The following is a 24,007-nucleotide window of genomic DNA, read 5'->3' as shown; positions in this document are numbered from 1 at the left end:
ACACCGATCAAACAGATTTACATAGATTTCAAATTTAATCTAACAAAAAAACGCCTCGATTTCTCAAGACGTTTATGTTATAAACTGTTTTTGAAATACTATTTCAAACTTGCAGAAAGATATTCTCTGTTCATACGAGCGATGTTTTCTAAAGAAATTCCTTTTGGACATTCAATTTCGCAAGCTCCAGTGTTGGTACAATTTCCAAAACCTTCCAAATCCATTTGACGAACCATATTCAATACACGATCAGTGGCTTCAATTTGTCCTTGTGGTAATAAAGCATATTGAGATACTTTTGCTCCAACAAATAACATGGCTGAGCCATTTTTACAAGTAGCTACACAAGCACCGCATCCGATACAAGCTGCTGCTTCAAAGGCTTTGTCTGCATCCTTTTTGTTCACTAGAGTGGCATTCGCATCGATTGTGTTTCCAGAAGTATTTACAGATACGAATCCACCGGCTTGTTGAATTCTTTCGAATGAAGATCGGTCTACTACTAAGTCTTTTACTACTGGGAAAGCAACACTTCGCCAAGGCTCAATCACGATGGTATCGCCATCATTGAACATTCTCATATGCAATTGACAAGTGGTGATTCCTGTGTCTGGTCCGTGCGCTCGTCCGTTGATATACAAAGAACACATTCCGCAAATACCTTCACGACAGTCGTGGTCGAATGCTACTGGCTCTTTTCTTTCGTTTACTAGTTGTTCGTTCAATTGGTCTAACATTTCCAAAAACGAACTGGCTGTAGAAACATCATTCAATTTGTATGTTTCCATTTTCCCATTAGCTTTGGCATTTTTCTGACGCCAAATGTTTAGGGTTATATTGATATTTTTTGCTGCACTCATTTTATTCTATTTCTTTAATTAAATTGTCTATTTGAAATTCTAATTCGTTTAAATATTTTGTTATAATTTCCCAAACTATTTCATAATCAACACCAGTATAATCGTGAATCATTCGGTTTCTTAAATTTTTCATATCAGCCCACAATATTTGAGGGGTTCGAATTTTAAAATCCTTATCTATATTTGAACTTGCTTCTCCGATGATTTCAAAATTCCTAACAACCGCATCAACTGTTTTTCTATCTTTTGTAAAATCTTCATAAGAATACCCTTTGGTATACTCTTGAATTCTTTGGGAACACTCTTGAATGTCTTGAAGTAATAATTTTTAATCTCTTTTAGACATAGATTAAATCGGGCTTAATAAATTCAAAATATCGTGGTTTAATGCCATTTCTCGAAGCAACATCAGTTTTTATACCTAAATAATCTTCGATTTGATCTGCCATTCGGAAAAATTCAATACCCATTTTTCCATTCAATTCAATCATCACATCCACATCGCTATCTTCGGTTTGCTCATTTCTGGCATACGAACCAAACAAAGCAATCGCTGCAACAGGATATTTTTGTTGCAGAATTGGCTTTAGTTCCGTTAGCTTTGTTTTTATGTCTAATTGAGTTCTCATTCTAAAGACTACTTATAGTTACGAGCCGCTATTTTGATAAATTCGTAATTCAAATCTTCTTTATGCAGTTCCTCTTTGCTGATGTCATCGCCTTTGTATTCCCAAGCTCCAACAAATTTAAAGTTCACGTCATCACGAAGTGTTTCTCCTTCTGCATCTTGGTATTCTTCACGGAAGTGACCTCCACAAGATTCGTTTCTTTGTAAAGCATCGATAGCCATCAATTGTCCTAATTCGATAAAATCAGCTACACGAAGTGCTTTTTCTAATTCTGGATTCAATTCGTCTGCGCTTCCAGGAACGTAAACATCTTTCAAAAATTCTGCTTTCAAAGCTGCAATTTCTGATATAGCTTCTGTTAAACCTTTCGCAGTTCGTCCCATTCCAACTTTATTCCACATAATCAAACCTAAACGTTTGTGGAAATGATCCACAGTTTTAGTTCCGTTATTGTTTAAGAATTTGTCAATTGAATCTTTAACATTCTTTTCGGCAGCTGCGAATTCTGGCAAATCAGTAGAAATTTTTCCAGTACGAATATCATCAGCTAAATAATCTGAAACCGTGTAAGGCAATACAAAATAACCATCAGCAAGACCTTGCATCAAAGCCGAAGCTCCTAAACGATTCGCTCCGTGATCCGAGAAATTAGCTTCTCCTGCAACGAAACAACCTGGAATAGTAGATTGTAAATTATAATCGACCCAAACACCACCCATTGTATAGTGCACCGCAGGATAGATTTTCATTGGCGTTTCATAGGGATTCTCATCGGTGATTTTCTGGTACATAGTAAACAAGTTACCATATTTTTCTTCTAACCATTTTTTACCTAAAGTCACGATTTCTTCTTGCGAAGGATTGTGATTTCCTTTAGCGAAAGCCGCTTGTTTTCCTTTAGATTGAATCTCAGTAGAGAAATCCAAATAAACCCCTTCGTTGGTATCGTTAGCTTCGATACCGTGACCAGCGTCACATACTTCTTTGGCCGCTCTCGAAGAAATATCTCTAGGAGCCAAATTTCCGTAAGATGGATATTTTCTTTCTAAATAGTAATCTCTATCTTCTTCGGCTATTTGTGAGGCTTTCAATTTTCCTTCACGAATGGCTGCTGCATCTTCTTTTTTCTTAGGAACCCAAATACGTCCAGAGTTTCTTAACGACTCCGACATCAAAGTCAATTTAGATTGATTGGTTCCGTGAACTGGAATACAGGTTGGGTGAATTTGAACATAACAAGGATTGGCAAATAAAGCACCTTGTTTGTGCACTTTCCAACCAGCTGTAACATTCGATCCCATAGCGTTGGTCGAAAGGAAATACACATTTCCGTATCCTCCGGTTGCAATAATGACAGCGTGAGCAGAATGTCTTTCTAATTCTCCTGTAACCAAGTTACGAGCTATGATTCCGCGAGCTTTTCCATTTACTTTTACCAATTCCAACATTTCGTGGCGATTGTACATCTCTATTTTTCCTAGACCAATTTGTCTAGAAAGCGCAGAATAAGCTCCTAATAACAACTGTTGTCCAGTTTGTCCAGCTGCATAAAAAGTACGTTGCAATTGAGTACCACCAAATGAACGGTTGTCTAAATATCCTCCGTAATCACGGGCGAATGGCACTCCCTGAGCCACACATTGGTCGATGATATTTCCAGAAACTTCAGCTAAACGGTGTACGTTTGCCTCACGCGCTCTGTAATCTCCACCTTTGATTGTATCATAAAACAAACGATAGATACTGTCTCCATCATTTTGATAATTTTTTGCAGCATTGATTCCTCCTTGCGCAGCAATCGAGTGTGCACGACGTGGAGAATCTTGGTAGCAAAATGCTTTGACATTATAACCCATTTCAGCAAAAGAGGCTGCAGCAGATGCTCCTGCCAAACCTGTTCCTACTACGATAATGTCTATTTTTGGTCGGTTGTTTGGAGCAACTAACTTTAAGTGATCTTTATAATCAGTCCATTTTTGTGAAATGTGACCTTCAGGTATTTTAGAATCTAGTTTCATAAGTTGATAGTTATTTTTTTTATCGGTCTTATGTAATTCGCATAACTAAACTGATTTTTAGCAAACCATTTGAACTATGCTCATTTCATTATAGATTGATATTAATGATTAAAATGATGAAATAGTGCAATGAAAATAAATCCAAAAGGAACTACAATTGCAAAAGCGTAGCATATAGAATGCAATGATTTTCCAATTTTATTATCAAATCCTATTGATTGCAAAGAAGAAGTGAATCCGTGCCAAAGGTGAACCGACAGCAACAAGAAAGCAATACTATACAATCCGGTGCGAACTGGACTCACGAATTTATGAATCAATTCTTCATAGTATCTCGTTTCGTTAATTTCATTTACCGCGATGTACTTATAATTCATTTCGGCAAACCAAAAATCGTACATATGCAAGCCTAAAAAAGCCAACACAACCACTCCGGAAATAATCATATTTCTGGAAGCCCAAGAGGCATTTGCAGCTCCATTATATTTCACATAAGCAACGGGTCTAGCGCTTCTATTTTTTAGTTCTAAAACAAAACCCATAACAAAGTGAAAAACAACTCCAGCAATTAAAACCGGTTGCATAACAAATTGGATTAAAGGATTGTACCCCATAAAATGTGACATCGCATTAAACGATTCGGCACTAAAAACCGAAACCATATTAATAAAAAAGTGGAGCGATAGAAACATAATCAAAAAAAGTCCTGAAAGCGCCATTGCCACTTTTTTAGCTATTGACGACTTCAATATTGCAGATTTTGCCATAAGTAATTTGAATATAATTTGTTAAAAATGTACGCAAAAATAAAGGAAATCCAAGTGATGCACAACCTTTTTTCGTTATTTATAATTATTCTTTTTTTCTGAATTTAACTTAAAATTAAAGCCGCTAACAACCCGTAAATCAGTAAATAATGCGAAATTTACAAATAAACCAATTAATGTTCCTAAGTTTTAGTTTTAATTTAATATTTGTTTAATTTTATACTTGGGCAATTATTTTCTCCGAAACCCCTTTTTTATTGCCAAAGTTTCTACTTTTGAATACTCAAATTTGTATTGAAATGAAATTAGCTTTTCCGAAATGCAATTTAATCGCCTATAAAGCTTAGAATAATTGCAGATGACCAATAAAAAACAATAAATATTTACATATGAAATCGCCATTAACAAAAAGTTTGAGCAAGCAAACCTCTTGGAGTAAAAAGGCGATACCTTGTCTAACCAATAAAAAACAAAATTTATACCTATGAAATACCATCAAATAGACCGACAACTTTACATAAAAAATCGCGCAAAATTCACGGCTCAAATGAAGCCAAATAGCGTAGCAGTTTTCAATTCAAACGACATTTATCCCGTTTCGGCCGACAGCACGTTGCCTTTTGCACAACATCGTGATATTCTCTATTTGAGCGGCGTTGACCAAGAAGAAAGCATTTTATTGCTTTTTCCGGATGCGCCGTATGAAAACCAAAGAGAAATGCTTTTCCTAAAAGAAACCAGCGAACACATTGCCATTTGGGAGGGCGAAAAACTAACCAAAGATCGCGCTTTTGAAGTTTCGGGAATAAAAACCGTGCATTGGTTGCAAGATTTCGAGAAAGTTTTATTCGAAATGATGACCTATTCCGATACGATTTATATTAACACCAACGAGCATTATCGCGCCACCGTTGAAACTGAAACCCGAGAAGCCCGTTTTGTAAAATGGTGGAAAGCCAAATATCCTGCACATCAGGTTGCCAAAAGCAATCCGATTTTGCAACGAATACGTTCCGTTAAAGAGACTGAAGAATTAGATTTAATTCAAACTGCCTGCGATATTACCGAAAAAGGGTTCAGAAGACTACTTCCTTTTGTAAAACCCAATGTGATGGAATACGAAATCGAGGCCGAACTGATTCACGAATTTATTCGCAATCGTTCCAAGGGTTTTGCTTATACTCCTATTATCGCTTCTGGAAATAATGCCAATGTTTTGCACTATATCGAAAACAACCAACAGTGCAAAGCCGGAGATTTAATTTTATTGGACGTTGCCGCCGAATACGCCAATTATTCCAGCGATTTAACCCGAACAATTCCTGTTTCAGGACGTTATTCCGACAGACAAAAAGCGGTTTACAATGCCGTTTTGAGAGTAAAAAATGAAGCTACTAAAATGCTTACTCCCGGAACACTTTGGAAACAATATCATTTTGAAGTAGGTAAATTAATGACTTCGGAGTTGCTCGGATTAGGGCTTATCGATAAAGCCGATGTGCAAAACGAAAACCCAGATTGGCCAGCCTACAAAAAATATTTTATGCACGGCACTTCACACCATATGGGATTGGACACCCACGATTACGGAAAACTAACTGAACCGATGCAAGCCAATATGGTTTTCACCGTAGAACCTGGAATCTACATTCCTGCCGAAGGATTGGGAATTCGATTAGAAGACAATGTGGTGGTTCAAAAAACGGGGGAGCCATTTAATTTAATGCGCAACATTCCGATTGAAATTGAGGAAATTGAAATGCTTATGAATTCTTAAATTAGATAAAAGAGAATAGAATATACAAAATAGACGGTTTGCAGCGATGCGAACCGTTTTTTATTCCAATAAAATCAGGTCGATTTCTTTAATTTTTTTAAAACCTTTATCAGATGTAATCAAAGGGATTTGAAAAATAATAGCTGTAGAAGCGATGATTGCATCGGGAAGCTTTATCGAATGCTTTTGTTTTAATAAAATCGTTTGATGTTTGATGTCGTCATTAAAATTAAAAATAAAAGAATCTTTCAAGAGATGTTTTAGAGCATTTTCTTCATTTTTAGAAATATTTTTATGCCCTAGAAGTTCAATTTCTGAAATAAAAGAAACTCCAAAAACATACTCTAAAAATGGCTCAATAAATGGTTTTCCTTCGTGAAGATTGATTAAAAAATTAGTGTCTGCCAAAAAATCAATCTTCATTTTTTCTTTTCTCTAATTGATATTCAAGTCCATCCAAATCCCTTTTTAGTTTCCCAAAATGAGCAGACAAATTACCTTTAGAGACAGGTTTTACTTTTTTTTCTAAAAAAGACTCGATTTCTTTTTTAGCATTTTTCTTTTTTATAATCAAAACCATAATTCAAATTTTTTTATAAAATTAGCGAAAATTTGCTTTCAATTTCCAAAATAGATTCTTAAAATCATTAAATGTTTTTCAAATCACTATTTAAGATTTTCTTAACGAGCAGTAATTTAAGCAATTTTTTATTTAACAAATAATTAATGTGCTTCAGATTGTTATTGCGCGATTACTTTCAAAATCCACAAAAAAACAGTAACTTTTACATCCTTTTTTAGACCTATTGTTTAATTCAAAAAAAGATAAAAATGAAAGCACACGAAATAGATTTCCAAATTTTTGGAGAAGAAATGCAATATGTTGAAATCGAATTAGACCCACAAGAAATTGTCATTGCCGAAGCAGGAAGCTTTATGATGATGGACAATAATGTCCAAATGGAAACCATTTTTGGCGATGGTTCCCAACAACAAACGGGGATTTTCGACAAATTGCTCAGCGCAGGAAAACGCGTTCTTACTGGTGAAAGCTTGTTTATGACCGCCTTTATCAATCAAAATAATTTCAAAAGCAAAGTTTCGTTTGCTTCTCCTTATCCCGGAAAAATCCTTCCTATTGATTTGACACAATTTCAAGGGAAATTCATCTGTCAAAAAAGCTCCTTTTTATGTGCGGCCAAAGGCGTAGCAGTGGGAATCGAATTTTCTAAAAAATTAGGTCGTGGCTTTTTTGGTGGAGAAGGTTTTATTATGCAGAAAATCGAAGGAGACGGAATGGCATTTGTGCATTCAGGTGGAACTTTGGCGAAAAAAGAACTTGGAGAGGGCGAGATTCTAAAAGTAGATACGGGTTGTCTTGTAGGTTTCACTCAGAATATAGATTATGATATTGAATTTATAGGCGGAATTAAAAATTCAATTTTTGGTGGCGAAGGTTTGTTTTATGCCACGCTGCGAGGTCCCGGAACGGTTTACATACAGTCATTGCCTTTCAGCCGCCTAGCCGATCGAATTATTGCTTCGGCACCAAGAGCGGGAGGAAATAGTCGTGAGGAAGGCAGTTTACTTGGTGGATTAGGAAATTTATTGGACGGGGATAATAAATTTTAAAACGTTCTAGATGATAATTATAAACGGTTTGCTGAGATGTGAGCCGTTTTTATTTTACCATATAAGTCATATAAGAAAAACTTAATTGACTTATATGGTTTAAAAATTTTAGCCTTATTTTTGCTCCAAGTTTAAAACAATGAATCAAATCCTATACAAAAACACGAAAATCTCCTATTCCGATTCTGGAAAAGGCAATGCTATTGTATTGCTTCACGGATTTTTGGAAAACCAAACGATGTGGCAGGATTTGGTTCCTGAATTCAGTAAAAAAAACCGCATCATCACCATCGATTTGTTGGGTCACGGCGAAACAGACTGTTTGGGTTATGTTCATTCTATGGAAGACAACGCCGAAGTAGTTCAGTCCGTTTTGTCAAAATTACGAATCCGAAAAGCGATTTTTGTTGGGCATTCTATGGGCGGTTATGTAGCTTTGGCTTTCGCCGAAATGTTTCCTAAAATGGTAAAAGGCTTGGTTTTACTCAATTCGACTTCCAAGGCTGATAGCGAGGAACGAAAAGCCAATCGGGATCGTGCCATCAAAGCGGTGAAGAAAGAGTATGCTACTTTTGTCCGACTTTCTATCTCCAATTTATTTAGCGAAGAAAATCGCGAAAGAATGACAGACGAGATCGAAAAAGTAAAAATTGAGGCTTTAAAAACTCCTTTGCAAGGCATTGTCGCTTCGCTCGAAGGAATGAAAATCAGGAACGATCGCGAACCTATTTTGCATTCAGCGACTTTTCCAATGCTATTGATTTTAGGTAAAAAAGACGGCGTTTTAAATTATGAAGACAATCTACAGCAAATTGAAAATACAACTGTAAAGCTAGTCACTTTTCCCGACGGACATATGAGCTATATTGAGAATCGAGATGCACTGAAAGCCGTTTTATTGGAGTTTTTTAAAAGTGTTTAAAATCACTTCGCGAACTTCGCGAAACCTTTGCGCGCTTTGTGGTTAAACTTTTTCTTCGAAAGGTTTTGTTTCATCCAAAATTTCATCCAGCAACAAAACCATCTGTTCTAGATATTCATTTAAAATTGCTGTGTCTATGGTCGTGTTTTCTTCTTTTCCGTCTTTGAAATTGAAAGGTAAAAACCCCGATTTCAAGTTTTTGAACGAAATAATTCCCGCTTCTATCGGTTTTCCATTCGCTTCATTTTCATACATAAAAGCATACGCTAAAATCTGAATTATCTTGTCATTTTTGATTTCTTCTGTTAATCCGTTCCAAGATATAAGCCTAACATTAGTTTTTTCGACTTTGCCGGTTTTATAATCGATAATTCTTATCCTTGTCGTTCCATTTTTTGGCGTGCGTTCTTCGATTCGGTCTACTGTTCCTTTGATTTTTATGGGAAATGGCAGACTTGGATGTTCCAAAATTCTTTCACAATCTTTTTCTAGATGAAGAATTTTTATCGCATCTCCTTTTTTGAGGCTTTCCAGTTCGACTTTCAAAAAATTAGAAACATTCCGTTTGGCCACTTCAAATGCCAGAAGATTTCTTCCTTTTTTGATTTCGCCTTCTTTGTAAACCAATTTGAATTGTTTCAAGACTTCTGCGTCCAAAAGTTTGAAGCAAGCTAAAATATCATTTTCAGACAAAAACTTGCCGATAAATGGAGTGTATAAAGCTTCCAAGGTTCCGTGAATAATTGTTCCCAACGTATTCAAAGCGATATTTTCCTCGACTTCTTCCACTTCACTAATGCGCAAAACCCTTTGGAAATAAAACTGTATGGGGTTTCGGACAAAACTGGTTAAACCCGTTGGTGAAAAACCTCTTTCGGCTATTTCTTTCAAACGCAGCATCACCGATTCCGATTTTGGAATTACGATAGGTTCATAGGCGGTTTCGGGTAAAACAGCATTGTAAATTTCGTGAGTAAGTATATGTTTATCTTGTTTTTCGACTTCCAATTGGGTAATAAAGCGGCTTTTTTCACCGGCATCCAAACCTTCGCTTTCAGTATTGTATAGTAAATAAATGTTTTTGGCGCGTTGCAACAAATGGTAGAAATGATAGGTGTAAATAGCATCTTTTTCTTTGAAAGTCGGTAAACCCAATTCCCGTTTCACGTCATAGGGAATGAATGAATTTTGGGCTTTTCCTGCTGGAAATTTTCCTTCATTCATTGAAGTGATAATTACGGTTTCAAAATCCAAAACACGACTTTCTAAAACGCCCATAATTTGCAACCCATTTAATGGTTCCCCTTCGAAAGAGACTTCAGCTAAATCTATGACTTGTTTGTAAATGGAATGAAGAGTTTCGATTGTATCGATGTGTGAATGTTTCGAGTAGTAATTAATGAGTTTGTTTATTGTTTTGAAAAGGCTATAAACAAAAGCTTTAGCGATTTTCTCCTCTTCATTATCCTTGTTTAAATTAGATTTGATGGTTAGTAATAAACTAGAAATCGCTTCTAAAACAGGAATCGAACCGGCTTCCCATTTTTGGAATAATAAATGAAATAAATCAGAAGGATGTGGTTGCAATGCCATCAATTTATGATGAGGAATAAAGGTGTAATTGTTCTGATTAATAAATGCAACGACCGCATTTGCGTTTGCATAAGGTTCTATCAAAGGATGTGTCAAAACATCCAATACATCTTTATAATACAGGACGTAGCTTTTGGCATTTCTAGCCAAAGCATTCGCGTGCATTTTGAATAATTTTGCAATTAAAAGCTGTGCGGGGTTGTTCTTGCTGGAGTATCCCATCGTGATATTCAATGCGCCAACTGTTGAGGGTAAAGAATACAAAAGGGGTGTCAGCAGGTTTTCCTCTCCAAGAACCACGGCAACTTTGTCCAATGTTGTATTTGGATTATCCTTGATAATAGTTTCTATAATGTTGCCGGTAATTTTGGCTTGACCAATACTTTTTGGTGTGCCAATAACTTGAATGTTTTTAGACATTGAAAAATCGTCCACAATCCATTCGAACGGGTTCGATTTATAGTGCTTCCAACTTGATTTGAATCGTCGTACAAATAGTCCTGCGTCGTGATATGGATCGTTTAGAAAAGTTTGATCTGCATCCCAGAAGATTTCTGCTTGCTCCGATGCGATTAAATGCTGGATAATGCGCTCTTCGGCAGCATTTAAAGCGTTGAAACCTGCAAAAACATAACTACTGTCTTTTACAGTATTCGAAAAATGATTGAGATTATTTACGGCTTCTCGGTAGATTAAGCCTTGATAACCTATGCCTTTATGTAGCAAATGATCGTAAAGTGATTGGTAGTAATTGGGTAATAATTTCCAGAAATTGATATACTTTTCTAGCAATTGGGTTTTGTTTTCGACTTCTATTCCCCATCTCTTGATGTCTTCAATGTCTTTTAAGTACGAAAGGACGTGTACGGGGTCTAATAGATAGCGATCGATTTCATTGAAATCTTGTAATAATGTTTTAGCCCAAATCGCAAAAAGCTCAAAAGATTCTTGTTTTGGTTTTTCGGTAGCCGATAAGTAAACTTCATAAAATTCGAACAGTAATTCTATCGCATCAATACTACGTATGCCTGCAATGTCTTGAATAAATTCTTCAATACTAACAATCTTTGGAGAAAAGATAGTAGTCGAAACTTGTTTTTTTAGGGCTTCTACAAGAAAGACCTTGGCTCGCTTGTTGGGCAAAACCACTATGGTACTGGATAATTTTTCTGAATAATTATCGATTAAAACTTTGGCAACTTTATCTAAAAAAGAAATTTCTATCATTTTATAAATATAAAAAAAGCCGTTCAATTAAGAACGGCTTTTTAATAAATATATTAGGTTATCTTATCTTATTTAAGATTAACTTTCATTCCATCAACACCACCAACGTAGATAACTTCAGTTCTTCTGTTTTTAGCTCTACCTTCTTTAGTTTTGTTGCTAGCAACTGGTTTGCTTGGACCATAACCTTTAGAAGTGATGTTCTCAGGTTTAATTCCGTTTTGAACCATTAAATCAACAACTGCTTTAGATCTGTCTTCAGAAAGTTTTTGGTTTAATTTTGCACCACCTGTACTATCTGTATGTCCTTGAACTTCCCATTTAGCTGTAGGATAGTTTTTAAGAATATTTTTAATAGCATCTAAACTCTCATTAGATTTTACATCAGCTGTATTGAAAGTTGCTTTTCCTAAATTGAAGTTGATAGCTCTAGCTTGAGTTCTAAGTTGCTCGACAACTTCTTGAGTTACTTCTGGACAACCTTTGTTGCTAGCAGGACCAGCTACGATAGGACAATTATCTTCTAAATCTGGCACACCATCTTTATCAGCATCCAATACTGGACAACCACCATTCGATTTTGGACCAGCTACAGTAGGACATTTGTCATCTTTGTCAGCAAGACCATCACCGTCAGTATCAGGACAACCTTGGAAAGCAGCTAAACCAGCAGTATCTGGACAAGCATCATCTTTGTCAGCAATTCCGTCTCCGTCTTTATCAGGACAACCATTCAAAGCAGCTAAACCAAATTCAGTTGGACAAGCATCGCTTCCGTCAATGATTCCGTCACCGTCAGTATCAGGACAACCGTTGAATTGTTTTAAACCAGCAACTTCTGGACAAGCATCATCTTTGTCATAGATTCCGTCTCCGTCAGTATCTTTACCTCCAAATTGGAAAGTAATACCTAAAGAGTGTTGGAAATGAGAAGGCGCTTTAGGAGCATAGATATCTCCCATTTCAGAACGATCTTGACCAAGTAATTGAGAAACTTTATAAACAGTTGCTAATTGCAAACCTACATTTTCAGTAAACCAGAAAGTTAAACCTGCTCCTGGATTCACAGATCCGAAACTGTTATCTCCTAACCAAGTATAACCTCCACCAAGACTTAACGAAGGGTCAATAGTTTTAGAACCGATTAGAGACATAAAGCTATATTTCGCGCTTAATTCTACACCATAATACATTAAATCTCCAGGGTTAGTAGTTACATAACCTGCAGAATTATGATCAGGGTTTGACGGATCAAAAACAACAAATTTATCAATTTTGTTGATAGATCCTTTAAGTCCAACTGAGAAATTATTTCCAATTGCTCTTTCTAAACTAAGATAAGATACAGAAGGAAGAATGTTCCAGTTTTGACCTACAAGAAATGCTTGAGATACGTGAGAATCTAACCAGTTGTTTCCTCCACCAGCGCTAGCTCGTGTGTCAACTGCATTTACCCCAAACGAAAGAGCCCAAGGATTGTTACTGTTTTGTGCTTGAGAGCTCATGGCAAACACCATCATTACAGCAAGTAAAAGTTTGTTAAGATGTTTCATACTTAATAAGTTTAATTACAATTTAGTTAATTTTAAAGCAAAAGTAACACGTAATTTTTTAACTACAAAATAAAAAGTTAAAAAAAATACAAAAAAAAGCGTAAAAAATGGAATTAAATGACATTTAGACTTTTTCCAACCTCCACAAAGGCTTGAATTGCACTATCGAGGTTGTTTTGGCTATGAGCGGCAGACAATTGCACCCGAATTCGTGCCTTATCTTTAGGAACCACCGGAAAAAAGAAACCAATTACATAAATTCCCTTTTTTAATAACTCGTTGGCCATAGTTTGCGCTAATTTTGCATCATATAACATTACAGGGACAATAGCCGAATCACCCTCTATAATATCAAATCCTGCTTTTTTCATTCCGGATTTGAAATAATTCGTGTTCCATTCCAGCTGGTCTCTGAGAGTAGTATCTTTTTCTAATAATTCGAAAACCTTTATTGAGGCTCCTACAATAGCTGGTGCCAATGAATTCGAAAACAAATAGGGTCTTGATCGTTGACGCAGGAGTTCGATGATTTCTTTTTTGGCTGTAGTATATCCTCCCATAGCGCCACCAAGTGCTTTTCCTAATGTGCCAGTTATGATATCTACTCTTCCCATTACCCCTTTGGCTTCAAGCGTTCCTTTTCCCGTTGTACCAATAAATCCTGCAGCGTGACATTCGTCTACCATAACCAATGCATCATACTTATCGGCTAGGTCACAAATTTTATCCAAAGGCGCTACCAGTCCGTCCATAGAGAAAACTCCATCGGTAACTATTAACTTGAAACGAGCTCCTGTTGCATTGGCTTTTATCAATTGCTGCTCTAAATCTTCGATATTGCTATTTTCATAGCGATAACGTGCTGCTTTGCACAATCGAACTCCGTCAATAATCGAGGCGTGATTCAAACTATCTGAAATGATGGCGTCATTTTCATTTAATAAAGGCTCGAATACTCCCCCGTTGGCATCAAATGCTGCAGCATAAAGAATGGTGTCCTCGGTGCCGTAGAATTCCGAAATCTTTTTTTCCAAGGTTTTGTGAATATCCTGTGTTCCGCAAATAAATCGAACTGAAGACATTCCGAAACCGTGTGTATCCATCGCATCTTTTGCAGCTTGAATCACTTCGGGATGGGATGAAAGCCCCAAATAATTATTGGCGCAAAAATTCAGTACTGTTTCTCCATTTACCGTAATTTCGGCTCCTTGCGGTGAAGTGATGATTCTTTCTCGTTTGAAGAGGCCGTTTTCTTCAATGGTTTGAAGTTCAGATTGAAGGTGTTCTTTTATTTTTCCGTACATATTTTTTAAATTTTATTTCAAAGTTTTTTACAAATTTATCACATTGATTTCTTCTCCTATATATACAATCGATTTTTTTAACACTTTGTAACCCATTAATTCAATGGCATTTTGATAATTTTCTAATTGTAATCGATGTTTAGCGTTGTACAGTCCTGTTTTATAATCCAATAAATAAACCTCCTTGGCTTTAGTCAAAACCATTCGGTCAGGTTTTATCGTTTTGCCTTCTTTTTGAATAATAGTTTGCTCATTCAAGACTTGGCTGCCCTCTTCAAAACAAATTGAAAGCTCGGAATGATTCACAATCTCTTGAATCGTTTTACAAACTACCTCTTTTTGATTGACTGTAATCAAACCACTTTCGATGGCTTTGGTAATGGCCAAATCGACATCCTTTTTAGTTGCTACAAAAGATAAAACTTCGTGAACAACATTTCCGTACTCGATCGCTTCTTGTTGGTGAGTTCCCCACATTATCGATTCTTTTTGAGCGATTTTAATGTTTTTTGAATCCAAAATTGCTGCTACCTGCGGAATGGCTTTGAATTCTTTTTGTGCTTTGGTTGCTGAGGAAATTCGTTCTGAATGCCCAAAATCATACGCTAATTGCGTTTCATCAAAATTGGATTCTTTGGTTAAATAATCAATAAAAAAACTGGCCATATTATTGGGGTAGTTTCCTTCTTTATTAGCCTTGAAAAGGCTCGAAATAACATACAATTGTTCTTCGGCACGGGTCAGTGCCACATACAAAACATTGATATTATCCAGCAATTGTTCCTGCGATTTTTCGATATAGGTTGCTTTGGCGGCTGTGCCAAAACCCTCTACGGCCTTGCTATTATCAACTAGTACTTTGGGCAAACCAAATTCTTCCTGATCGGCCGAAAGCCATAGTTTATCTTTTTTTTGTAAGCTATAATTTTCTTCGGCAAACGGAAAAATAACCACAGGAAATTCAAGCCCTTTTGATTTGTGAATACTCATAATCTGCACCGCATCGCTTCCTTCGGGTGATGGAATCTTGAATTTATCCGAACTTTTGTCCCAATACTCCAAAAAATCGCTGATTCCTGCATTATTTCGAACATCTTTTTCCAAAACAATGTCAAGAAAATGCTGAATGTAAGCCGTATTTCTTTTTGAAGGCAAAACGGCTTTGATAATGGTTTCTACGGCCTCATACAAGGATTTTTTTCGAATATCAGAGAAGGCAAGTGAAACGCCAAAAGTCATAAGCCATTCCTCGAAATCAACCTCATTCATTTTCATTCCTGCTAAGATAAAGTCGTGAATTGGCATTTTTTCTCGATTATTTCGTGCCAAATATTCTAAGAAATACGCTTTTGATTCCGCATCCTTATTGTTTTTTAAGTATCTCAAAAAGTGCAAGATAAATCGAACTTCGGTAGCATTTTTTATCAATAAAGATTCGGACGAAAGCATCGGAATGCCCTGTTCAACCAAGTAATTTGCAATCGCTGTTCCGTTTTTATTATGACGTACTAATACCACAATATCGCTGAATTTGAATCCTTTTTGCTTTACTTCTAGAATTGTTTTTAGAGTTGCCCTAACATACAAATCCATTTTGTTTAATTCCTCTTCCTCTTCTGAATCAGCCTCTTTTTCGATTAGTGGAAGAAAAGAAATATTGACATAACCACCAGTTTTGCTGTTGCTTTTTTGGTAGCTATGGTTTTCGTACAAATCTTTGTAATCTCGTCCCGAACCTTCGGGATCGAATTTATGGGACAACATTTGAAAAAAACGATTGTTAAAATCGATAATTTGCGAATAGGAACGGTAATTTTTATCTAAATGTTCTAAAACTTTTTCGGGATTATTGAACGGATTATAACTTTTGCTCAATTCGATAAACTGCTCGGCTTTTCCGCCACGCCAGCGGTAAATAGACTGTTTTGGATCGCCTACAATCATCAAGGTTCCTTTTTCACCGTCGAATTCACTCGAGGTCGCATTATCAATCAGCGGAATCAGATTCTGCCATTGCATTTCGGAAGTATCTTGAAATTCATCGATGAAAAAATGGCGGTAACGTTCGCCCAAGCGCTCGTAAATAAATGGCGCAGGCTGGTTTTGAATTTCACTATGAATTTTGGTATTGAACTCGGAAATAGAAAGTACGTTTTGTTCCTTCTGAATTTTATCCAATTCTTTGCTGACGGTATTTAGCAAAGACAGTGGCGTTATGTTTTTCAGGAAGGCTAGGTAAAAATCTCTTTGTTCGAAATTTTTATAAATTCCTGCGAGAATTTGCAATAGTTCTGGAATTATATTTTCAATAATTGCTCGGTCCTTGGCGGTTTTATTGATGGAAATATCCTCAAATTCACGAAACAATTTATTTTTCGGATTGAATTTTCGTTCTGCAATACTCTGAAGATGATTTGGAAACGTTCCTCTCGAAAAGGATTTGATATCAATGGCATTTTTTTCAATCAATTGCAAAGCAGTTTCAGCCAAGGATGCATTTTCCTCTTCTAATACTTTGGATACTTCGGCGAGTTTCTTTTTTATTTCGACAAAGTCGGTGATCGTTTTATCTTTAAAATGCGCTATTTCTTCGCGATTATTTTCGTTTTGAATTAACTTGCCTACTTCAAAAATTTCTCTGGAAATATCCCAAGACTTATCATCATCGGTTTTTTCCATCGTGAAATCGACGAGCAATTTGGTCAATGTTTCGTCTTCGCCTGCCTGCGCAATCAAGGCATCGACGGCCTCCGTCAATAGATTATCACTTTCCAAAGAGACTTCAAAATTCATTTGCAAGCCTAAATCGTGAGCAAAAGCACGAATCACTTTGTGGGTGAATTTATCGATTGTCGAAATATCAAAAGCCGCGTAATTGTGAATAATATGCTTGATGATTTGCTGTGATTTAGTTTTGATTTGGACGATAGATAGTTGGGTTTCTTTGGCCAAATCTTGCATCAAATCCTGTGCTTTTTGACTTGGTTCGTCTTTGGCAAATTCAGATAAACTGCCCACGATTCTACTTTTCATTTCGTGAACCGCTTTGTTGGTAAACGTTATGGCGAGAATGTTGCGATAGGCATCATTTTTAGGCGCGACAAGAATAATTTTCAGGTATTCTTTCACCAGCGCATAGGTTTTTCCGGAACCTGCCGATGCGTCGTATATGGAGAATGAGGGTCTTTGCATTGTGATTTTTGATTAATCAGGATTAAAAGTAATACAAAGATTGCTAACTTTCTATTGTTTTTAAATCTTAATCTTTGAAGTCAATAAATTCCACAAAAAAACCTTTGGCTTGGCCAAAGGCATTTGTTTGCATTTCAATGAAAAAGATTTTTACTTTTCGTATAACTCAATAGTCTTCAAAAGTTCTGCGGAAAACTTAAAAATATCGTCCAAGGTTTCTATTTCATTTTTAGTCTCTTTTTTGTTTTCATCGAACAATCCGACGAATTTTTTTCCTCCATTTAAGTGCAATCGGCAAACTACTTTTCGATTATTGTCATCCAGAAAAATGGCAAAATAGGACTGTGCATCTCGATAAGTAATTCTTGTTGCTGGAATTTTTTGTCTTAAAATTGTCTTTACGATTAAAAAGCCTTCAAGTTCTTCTTCGGTTGTATTCACTTTGCTAATATCTTCCAGATTTTGTTCTGCAGTAATTTCATTTGAAGTTTCAGATTTATTTTTTTCATCCTCTTTTGACAAGGCATTTTTCAATCTTTCGGTTATTAAATCACTGATGTATTGTTGAATAGATTTTTTTGTCAATTCTGTAAATTGCTCTAAAACTCTTGCAGTTACAACACTAGGGTAAACTTGTTTCGCAAAATGTTTGACAAATTCTGGAGTTGGTTCTGTAAGTTCTTTGTTCAGCAAATGTTTCAGTTCGTTCATAAATTTCATTTCGCTTGCGGTATTTACAATGCTTTCTGCATCAAAATTTGCTTTGTGAAATTTTTTCAATTCCTCAATTTGATTGTCTTTTATTTCTGTAATATTAAATTCTAAAAATGGTTTTTCATCCATTTTATTTGGCATCACTAAATCGGAATAAAATCGATAAACGATTCCATTTGTCAATAAGCCGAACTTTGCTTTTGAAACGTGAAAATATCTTAAAAGTTGTCCGTCGTGAACATTCAAATTTTGCCTCCAATCTTTACATTCAACCAAAATTGTTGGATTTCCATCTTTGAAGATTGCATAATCAATTTTCTCCCCTTTTTTAATTCCTATGTCTGCGATAAATTCAGGAACTACTTCCAGTGGATTAAAAACATCATATCCTAAACTTTGTAAGAAAGGCATAATGAATGCATTTTTTGTCGCTTCTTCGGTTTGGATGTTGTCTTTATGCTTTGTTCTGTCTGCAATTAATTTAAGTTGGTCTTTTAAATCCATGGTTATGATCTTTTAGTTGTTAATTAGTTCGTCCCTTTTTCAAATTTTCACTCAAATTTATCAAGATGAAACCGCAATACTTTACGGCTTTCCACATTTGAGCAAAATAATTTTATAGTTATCGTAAATGATAACCATATTAGACAAATATATAACAAATTTTGACTTGTCGTAAATGATAATTAAAGTTTGAAAGAATCTATACAAATACAGGTTGGCAAACGAATTCAGAAGATCCGAAAAGAGAAAAATATCTCTCAACAGGATTTGGCTGCCAAATGTAATTTTGAGAAAAGTAATATGTCTAGATTAGAAGCTGGAAGAGCAAATGCAACACTTTCGACCCTCGAAATAGTGTCCAAAGCTCTAGAAATAAATACAATCGAATTATTCAAGTTTAACGATTAGTAAAGATTTAATCCGTTTCAAAAAGTTGTCAAAATTTTAAGACATCGCAAAATGATCGAGGATCTTCCAATGTCAATACTAAAAAAAACTTTGCGACCTAGCGTCATTGCGGTTAATTCTCCACCACCAAGTCCACAAACGAAAAAGTATTTCCGCTAAATAATCCTTTATCGGATAATTTCAAATCGGGAATAACGAGCAAAGCCATAAACGAAAGCGTCATAAAAGGTGCTTTCAAATTGCTTCCGAGCGCTTTCGCCATTGCATCAATTTCCTGATATAATTTGCCAGTTTCCCAACCGTTTTTGTCGCTCATAATTCCCGCAACGGGCAAGGGTAGGATTTTGTTTTCGGCTCCATTCACGGCGCAAACTCCACCCGTATTTTTTATAATTAGATTGACGGCATTGCAAATATCTTCGTCTGAAGTTCCAACCACAACAATATTATGACAATCGTGCGCCACAGAACTAGCAATCGCCCCTTTTTTCAAACCAAAATTCTTGATGAAAGCAATGGCTGGTTTTGTATTTTCATAACGATTCACAACCGCCATTTTCAAGATGTCGTTTTCCGTGTCTGAAACGATTTTCCCATCAACAATAAATGATTGATGATGAATTTCATTGGTAATCAATTGGCCTTCCAAAGCTTCGATAACTCTAATTTTTGAACCTGACCCTGAAACGGCAAAATCACTCATTTCTTTGGAAGTAATGTTAAAATTATTTGGGGTTTCAAAGGGAATATGTTTTACAAATGATTCACCATTATTGGCAATTAATTCGCCATTGATATAGGTTTTCAACACTTTAAAATTAACCAAATCTTCAACCACAATAAAATCGGCAGCATCCTTTTCTTGCAATAAACCCACGTTCATTTTGTAATGATTCACGGGATTTACACAAGCGGCTTGCAGGATTTTGAAAATGTCAATTCCTTTGGCAACAGCACGAGCACAAAGTAAGTTGATGTGGCCTACAATCAAATCGTCGGGATGTTTGTCGTCGGAGCAAAACATCATATTCTCATAATTTTCTGGAAGTAAATCGATGAGTGCTTCAAAGTTTTTAGCGGCACTTCCTTCGCGAATGAGGATTTTCATTCCAAGGGATAATTTTTCTTCGGCTTCTTCAAAAGTAAAGCATTCGTGGTCGGTAGAAATTCCTGCTGAAATGTATTTTTTTATCGGTTCGCCTCGTAGTCCCGGAGCGTGACCATCAACGGGCTTATTGAAATGTTTTGCCCACGCAATTTTTTTCAAAACCTCTGCATCATCGAATAAAACGCCGGGATAATTCATCATTTCCGCCAAATAATAAATATCGGGCGAAGCCATCAATTCCTTGATTCCTTCTGAATCGATGGTGGCTCCAGCAGTTTCGAATATGGTAGCAGGAACGCAAGAGGGAGCTCCAAAATGAAATTTTAAGGGGACTTTTTTGCCGTTTTCGATCATGTAAAAAACGCCAGATTTACCTAAAACATTGGCAATTTCGTGTGGATCGGATATCGTGGCGACCGTTCCGTGAAGCACGGCAATTTTTGCAAATTCAGAAGGAACGAGCATCGAACTTTCGATATGAATGTGGGAATCGATAAATCCGGGAAGAATATAGTGTTTTTTATCGTGATTTTTTTCGATAATCGATATGATTTTCCCGTTTTCGACCGTGATTTCTCCAGCATAAATGCGTCGGTTTTGGATGTCGACAATTTGTCCCTGAATTTGCATTTGAAATGATTTAAAAATAGCAATTCAAAAGTACTGCGATTTTGTATTTTTTCTGAAGGCTTTCCCAAATATTTACAATTTATTTTCTTTTGAACTGTTATGATTCATCAGCCTTAAACCGTGAATTGAACTTAATCTTAAAGGTTTTTCTGTTTTTAAAAATAAAATTGATTAATATTGTTTTAGATTTTAATTTTCCCTCAAACAGCATCAACTTTTAAACTATAAACCCTAAATGCGCTGGACCATCAAACCAAAACCTTCTGAAGAAAAGGTCAAATTACTTGCTGAAGCTTTGAACGTCGAGGAATTTGTAGCAACACTTTTGGTTCAACGCGGTATTGAAACTTTCGAACAAGCCAGACAATTTTTTCGTCCCACTTTGGCCGATTTGCACAATCCATTTTTGATGAAAGATATGGAAAAAGCGGTTGAACGCATTGAATTGGCTATCGAAAAAGGCGAAAATATTCTTGTTTTCGGAGATTACGACGTCGATGGAACGACTGCTGTTTCTTTGGTTTCCTCTTATTTGAAAACCTATTATCCGAATGTCGCTACCTATATTCCCGATCGTTATGACGAAGGTTATGGCATTTCTTTCAAAGGAATTGATTTTGCTGACGATAATGATTTTTCGCTGATTATAGCTTTGGATTGTGGTATAAAATCTATCGATCATATCGCTTACGCCAATGAAAAAAACATCGATTTTATCATTTGCGATCACCACCGACCAGGGAATTCGTTGCCCGAAGCCGTGGCGGTTTTGGACCCAAAACGGGAGGATTGTACTTATCCTTATGATGAATTATGCGGTTGTGGCATTGGTTTCAAATTGATTCAGGCATTGGGTGAAAACCGAAACCAAACCATTGAAGATTTGACACCCTATTTGGATTTGGTAGCGACAGCCATTGCTGCCGATATTGTTCCGATGACGGGCGAAAACAGGATTTTGGCTTATTTTGGTTTGCAAGTCATCAATTCTGATCCGAGACCTGGATTTAAAGCTTTGATTCATCAAATAAAAAAGAAAACTTTAGATATAACCGATGTTGTTTTTATCATCGCACCCAGAATTAACGCAGCAGGGCGAATCAAACACGGGAATCACGCTGTGGAGTTATTGACGGAATTTGACTTTGAACAAGCCCAACAATTTGCATCCGAAATTGAAGCTTATAATTCCGAGCGGAAAGATTTAGACAAACAAATTACCAAGGAAGCGCTTAATCAAATCATAGAAAATAGCGAAGAAAAACGTTTTACGACGGTGGTTTTTCAGGAAGATTGGCACAAAGGTGTGATAGGAATTGTGGCTTCGCGATTGATAGAAACCTATTATCGTCCGACCTTAGTTTTTACTAAAAGTGGTGATAAATATGCGGCTTCGGCACGCTCTGTTAAAGGATTTGACGTCTATAATGCCTTGGAAGCTTGTTCGGAACATTTAGAACAATTTGGCGGACATATGTACGCTGCCGGAATGACTTTGTTGGAAGAAAATTATTTGGCTTTCAAAAACGCCTTCGAAAAAGAAGTGGAACGAACGATTCATCCCGATATGTTGACGCCAGAAATTGCCATTGATGCCGAAATTAATTTAACGGATATCACGCCAAAACTGACGCGGATTTTGAAACAATTCGAGCCTTTTGGACCTCAAAATATGACGCCTGTTTTTGTGAGCAGAAAAGTAAATGATACAGGTTATGCCCAAAGATTGGGAGCCGATGAAGAACATTTGAAACTGTATGTGCGTCAATCCCGAAGTCTCGGGACGGAAGGAATGGCTGCTATTGGTTTCGGATTAGGAAATAAAATAGAATTGACTACGAATAAAAAGCCGTTTGAAGCGGTTTATTGTATTGATGAAAATGAGTGGAATGGCAAAACTTCCGTTCAATTGCGGTTGAAAGATATTAAGTAAATTGGCTCTAATGAAAAGAATGATCAAGTCTTTATTTTCGGTTTCATTGCCCTTTGTGCTGCTTTTGCTATTGTCAAATTGCGCCCATCAAGACAAGGAATATGTTGACTTGCGAGGTAATCAATATGCAGGTTCGGAAAGCTGTATGGAATGTCATCCAAAAATTTATAATGAGGCGCTGAAAAGTTCCCATTATAAAGCGTCGGCAGCGGCATCGATCAAAAATGTTTTGGGGAATTTTAGTCCAGGTTATAACACCTACAGCTATGACAAGGATACCAAAATGGTAATGGAAAATAGAAATAACGAATTATTTCAGGTGTATTACAAGAACGGTAAAGAAATAAAAGCGTATCGTTTTGATATTGTAATGGGAGCCAAAAACGCACAAACATCATTGTTTTGGGACAAAGACATTGTTTATGAATTGCCCTTGTCTTATTATACTTCAGTTAATAATTGGGGTACGAGTCCAAGTTATCCGCCCAACCAACCCAGTTTTAGTCGCGCGATTTCGATTGATTGTTTTGAATGTCATAGTTCCAATATAGAGCTGAAGCATAAAAATACTGAAACCGAAAATTATTTTGGAACCGAAATGAAAATGGAAACCATGAAAAAGGAATCTGTGATTTTTGGTATTGATTGTGAGCGATGCCACGGCCCAGCAAAAGCGCATGTAGATTACCACAAGGAAAATCCTGGATTAAAATTGGCGAAACATATCGTTACACACCAATCGCTTAATAATCAGCAAAAATTAGCGCGATGCGTGATTTGTCATTCGGCAGCCACGAATTTAGAGTCTCGGTTCAAATTTGTTCCGGGAAAATCAATGGCTGATTTTTATAACGTTTCTATTCCGAATCCTGCTGCTAATTCCGATGTTCACGGCAATCAATATGGTTTGCTTTCTCAAAGTAAATGTTTTCTTGAAAGTAAAACGATGGATTGCACCAGCTGTCACGATTCGCATACGACGGAAATAGAAAGCCTGTCGCGACAATCCGAAAAATGTTTGAGTTGCCATAGTGAGGTCAAGAAAAATTTTTGCCCAATCAAAGTTCCTAGTGGATTTGCTTTGAAAGACAATTGCATTGATTGCCATATGCCCAAAAAAGCGTCGGGAGTTATTGGGTTTTACCTTTCAGGAAAGTCCGAAATGTCTCCTTATTTGTTGCGAACGCACAAAATTGGTATATATCCAGAAGAAACTCAGAAAAAAAATTTCTAAAA

Annotated in this window: 19 protein-coding genes; 6 read left to right on the top strand and 13 right to left on the bottom strand. The window is 36.4% G+C overall.

Annotation, left to right across the window (positions count from 1 at the left end; all coding sequences use genetic code 11):
* Positions 1-98: 98 nt before the first annotated feature.
* The 5 genes from E1750_RS09655 to E1750_RS09635 form a co-directional block, all read right to left on the bottom strand.
* A complete protein-coding gene (locus E1750_RS09655; RefSeq protein ID WP_133276576.1) occupies positions 99-860 on the bottom strand; it encodes a succinate dehydrogenase/fumarate reductase iron-sulfur subunit in 762 nt (253 codons plus the stop codon).
* Position 861: 1 nt separating this feature from the next.
* Positions 862-1,170: a HepT-like ribonuclease domain-containing protein gene (locus E1750_RS09650; protein ID WP_227873988.1), complete on the bottom strand. Its 309-nt coding sequence runs from the start codon at positions 1,168-1,170 to the stop codon at positions 862-864.
* Between the two features lie 28 nt (positions 1,171-1,198).
* Positions 1,199-1,489, bottom strand: coding sequence for a nucleotidyltransferase family protein (locus E1750_RS09645; RefSeq protein ID WP_133276575.1), 291 nt, complete (start codon positions 1,487-1,489; stop codon positions 1,199-1,201).
* Between the two features lie 8 nt (positions 1,490-1,497).
* Positions 1,498-3,507 carry a fumarate reductase/succinate dehydrogenase flavoprotein subunit gene (locus E1750_RS09640; protein ID WP_133276574.1) on the bottom strand — a complete coding sequence of 670 codons (2,010 nt, stop codon included), beginning with the start codon at positions 3,505-3,507 and terminating at the stop codon, positions 1,498-1,500.
* Between the two features lie 101 nt (positions 3,508-3,608).
* On the bottom strand, positions 3,609-4,274 hold the full coding sequence (locus tag E1750_RS09635) for a succinate dehydrogenase cytochrome b subunit (protein WP_133276573.1): 666 nt from the start codon (positions 4,272-4,274) through the stop codon (positions 3,609-3,611).
* Between the two features lie 484 nt (positions 4,275-4,758).
* On the opposite strand from E1750_RS09635, the gene E1750_RS09630 reads away from it, so the two are divergent.
* Positions 4,759-6,051 (top strand): aminopeptidase P family protein, encoded by a 1,293-nt coding sequence (locus E1750_RS09630; protein WP_133276572.1) that lies wholly within the window; start codon positions 4,759-4,761, stop codon positions 6,049-6,051.
* A gap of 60 nt (positions 6,052-6,111) precedes the next feature.
* Here the strand turns inward: E1750_RS09630 and E1750_RS09625 are convergent, their stop codons facing one another.
* Positions 6,112-6,474 carry a PIN domain-containing protein gene (locus tag E1750_RS09625; RefSeq protein ID WP_133276571.1) on the bottom strand — a complete coding sequence of 121 codons (363 nt, stop codon included), beginning with the start codon at positions 6,472-6,474 and terminating at the stop codon, positions 6,112-6,114.
* On the bottom strand, positions 6,464-6,631 hold the full coding sequence (locus tag E1750_RS17750) for a hypothetical protein (RefSeq protein ID WP_165698029.1): 168 nt from the start codon (positions 6,629-6,631) through the stop codon (positions 6,464-6,466). Before E1750_RS17750 ends, E1750_RS09625 begins: the two co-directional genes overlap by 11 nt.
* Before the next feature lie 251 nt (positions 6,632-6,882).
* Here E1750_RS17750 and E1750_RS09620 point away from each other — a divergent pair, with 251 nt between their 5' ends.
* Positions 6,883-7,683, top strand: coding sequence for a TIGR00266 family protein (locus E1750_RS09620; protein WP_133276570.1), 801 nt, complete (start codon positions 6,883-6,885; stop codon positions 7,681-7,683).
* 139 nt (positions 7,684-7,822) lie between these two features.
* A complete protein-coding gene (locus E1750_RS09615) occupies positions 7,823-8,605 on the top strand; it encodes an alpha/beta fold hydrolase (protein ID WP_133276569.1) in 783 nt (260 codons plus the stop codon).
* A 42-nt stretch (positions 8,606-8,647) separates the two neighbouring features.
* On the opposite strand, the gene E1750_RS09610 is transcribed toward E1750_RS09615, so the two are convergent.
* The 5 genes from E1750_RS09610 to E1750_RS09590 form a co-directional block, all read right to left on the bottom strand.
* The gene (locus E1750_RS09610) at positions 8,648-11,425 is read right to left on the bottom strand and encodes a PD-(D/E)XK nuclease family protein (protein WP_133276568.1); all 2,778 of its coding nucleotides are present in this window, start codon (positions 11,423-11,425) and stop codon (positions 8,648-8,650) included.
* Between the two features lie 68 nt (positions 11,426-11,493).
* Complete coding sequence (locus tag E1750_RS09605; protein ID WP_133276567.1) at positions 11,494-12,978, bottom strand: OmpA family protein; 1,485 nt, start codon at positions 12,976-12,978, stop codon at positions 11,494-11,496.
* A 113-nt stretch (positions 12,979-13,091) separates the two neighbouring features.
* Positions 13,092-14,282: a glycine C-acetyltransferase gene (gene kbl, locus E1750_RS09600; protein WP_133276566.1), complete on the bottom strand. Its 1,191-nt coding sequence runs from the start codon at positions 14,280-14,282 to the stop codon at positions 13,092-13,094.
* Between the two features lie 27 nt (positions 14,283-14,309).
* On the bottom strand, positions 14,310-17,474 hold the full coding sequence (locus E1750_RS09595) for a UvrD-helicase domain-containing protein (RefSeq protein ID WP_133276565.1): 3,165 nt from the start codon (positions 17,472-17,474) through the stop codon (positions 14,310-14,312).
* 150 nt (positions 17,475-17,624) lie between these two features.
* Positions 17,625-18,692 carry a type I restriction endonuclease gene (locus E1750_RS09590; RefSeq protein ID WP_133276564.1) on the bottom strand — a complete coding sequence of 356 codons (1,068 nt, stop codon included), beginning with the start codon at positions 18,690-18,692 and terminating at the stop codon, positions 17,625-17,627.
* Between the two features lie 189 nt (positions 18,693-18,881).
* On the opposite strand from E1750_RS09590, the gene E1750_RS09585 reads away from it, so the two are divergent.
* Positions 18,882-19,100, top strand: a complete 219-nt coding sequence (locus E1750_RS09585; protein ID WP_133276563.1) for a helix-turn-helix domain-containing protein — start codon at positions 18,882-18,884, stop codon at positions 19,098-19,100.
* 112 nt (positions 19,101-19,212) lie between these two features.
* On the opposite strand, the gene ade is transcribed toward E1750_RS09585, so the two are convergent.
* Entirely contained in the window at positions 19,213-20,838 is a 1,626-nt protein-coding gene (gene ade / locus E1750_RS09580) for an adenine deaminase (RefSeq protein WP_133276562.1), read from the bottom strand.
* Positions 20,839-21,073: 235 nt separating this feature from the next.
* On the opposite strand from ade, the gene recJ reads away from it, so the two are divergent.
* A complete protein-coding gene (recJ, locus tag E1750_RS09575; protein WP_133276561.1) occupies positions 21,074-22,771 on the top strand; it encodes a single-stranded-DNA-specific exonuclease RecJ in 1,698 nt (565 codons plus the stop codon).
* 10 nt (positions 22,772-22,781) lie between these two features.
* Positions 22,782-24,005 carry a cytochrome c3 family protein gene (locus E1750_RS09570; RefSeq protein ID WP_133276560.1) on the top strand — a complete coding sequence of 408 codons (1,224 nt, stop codon included), beginning with the start codon at positions 22,782-22,784 and terminating at the stop codon, positions 24,003-24,005.
* Positions 24,006-24,007: the final 2 nt, after the last annotated feature.

Source organism: Flavobacterium nackdongense (assembly GCF_004355225.1).
Taxonomy (GTDB): Bacteria; Bacteroidota; Bacteroidia; order Flavobacteriales; family Flavobacteriaceae; genus Flavobacterium; species Flavobacterium nackdongense.
The sequence above is the reverse complement of the archived record's forward strand: the minus strand, read 5'-3'. Positions and strand labels throughout refer to the sequence as shown.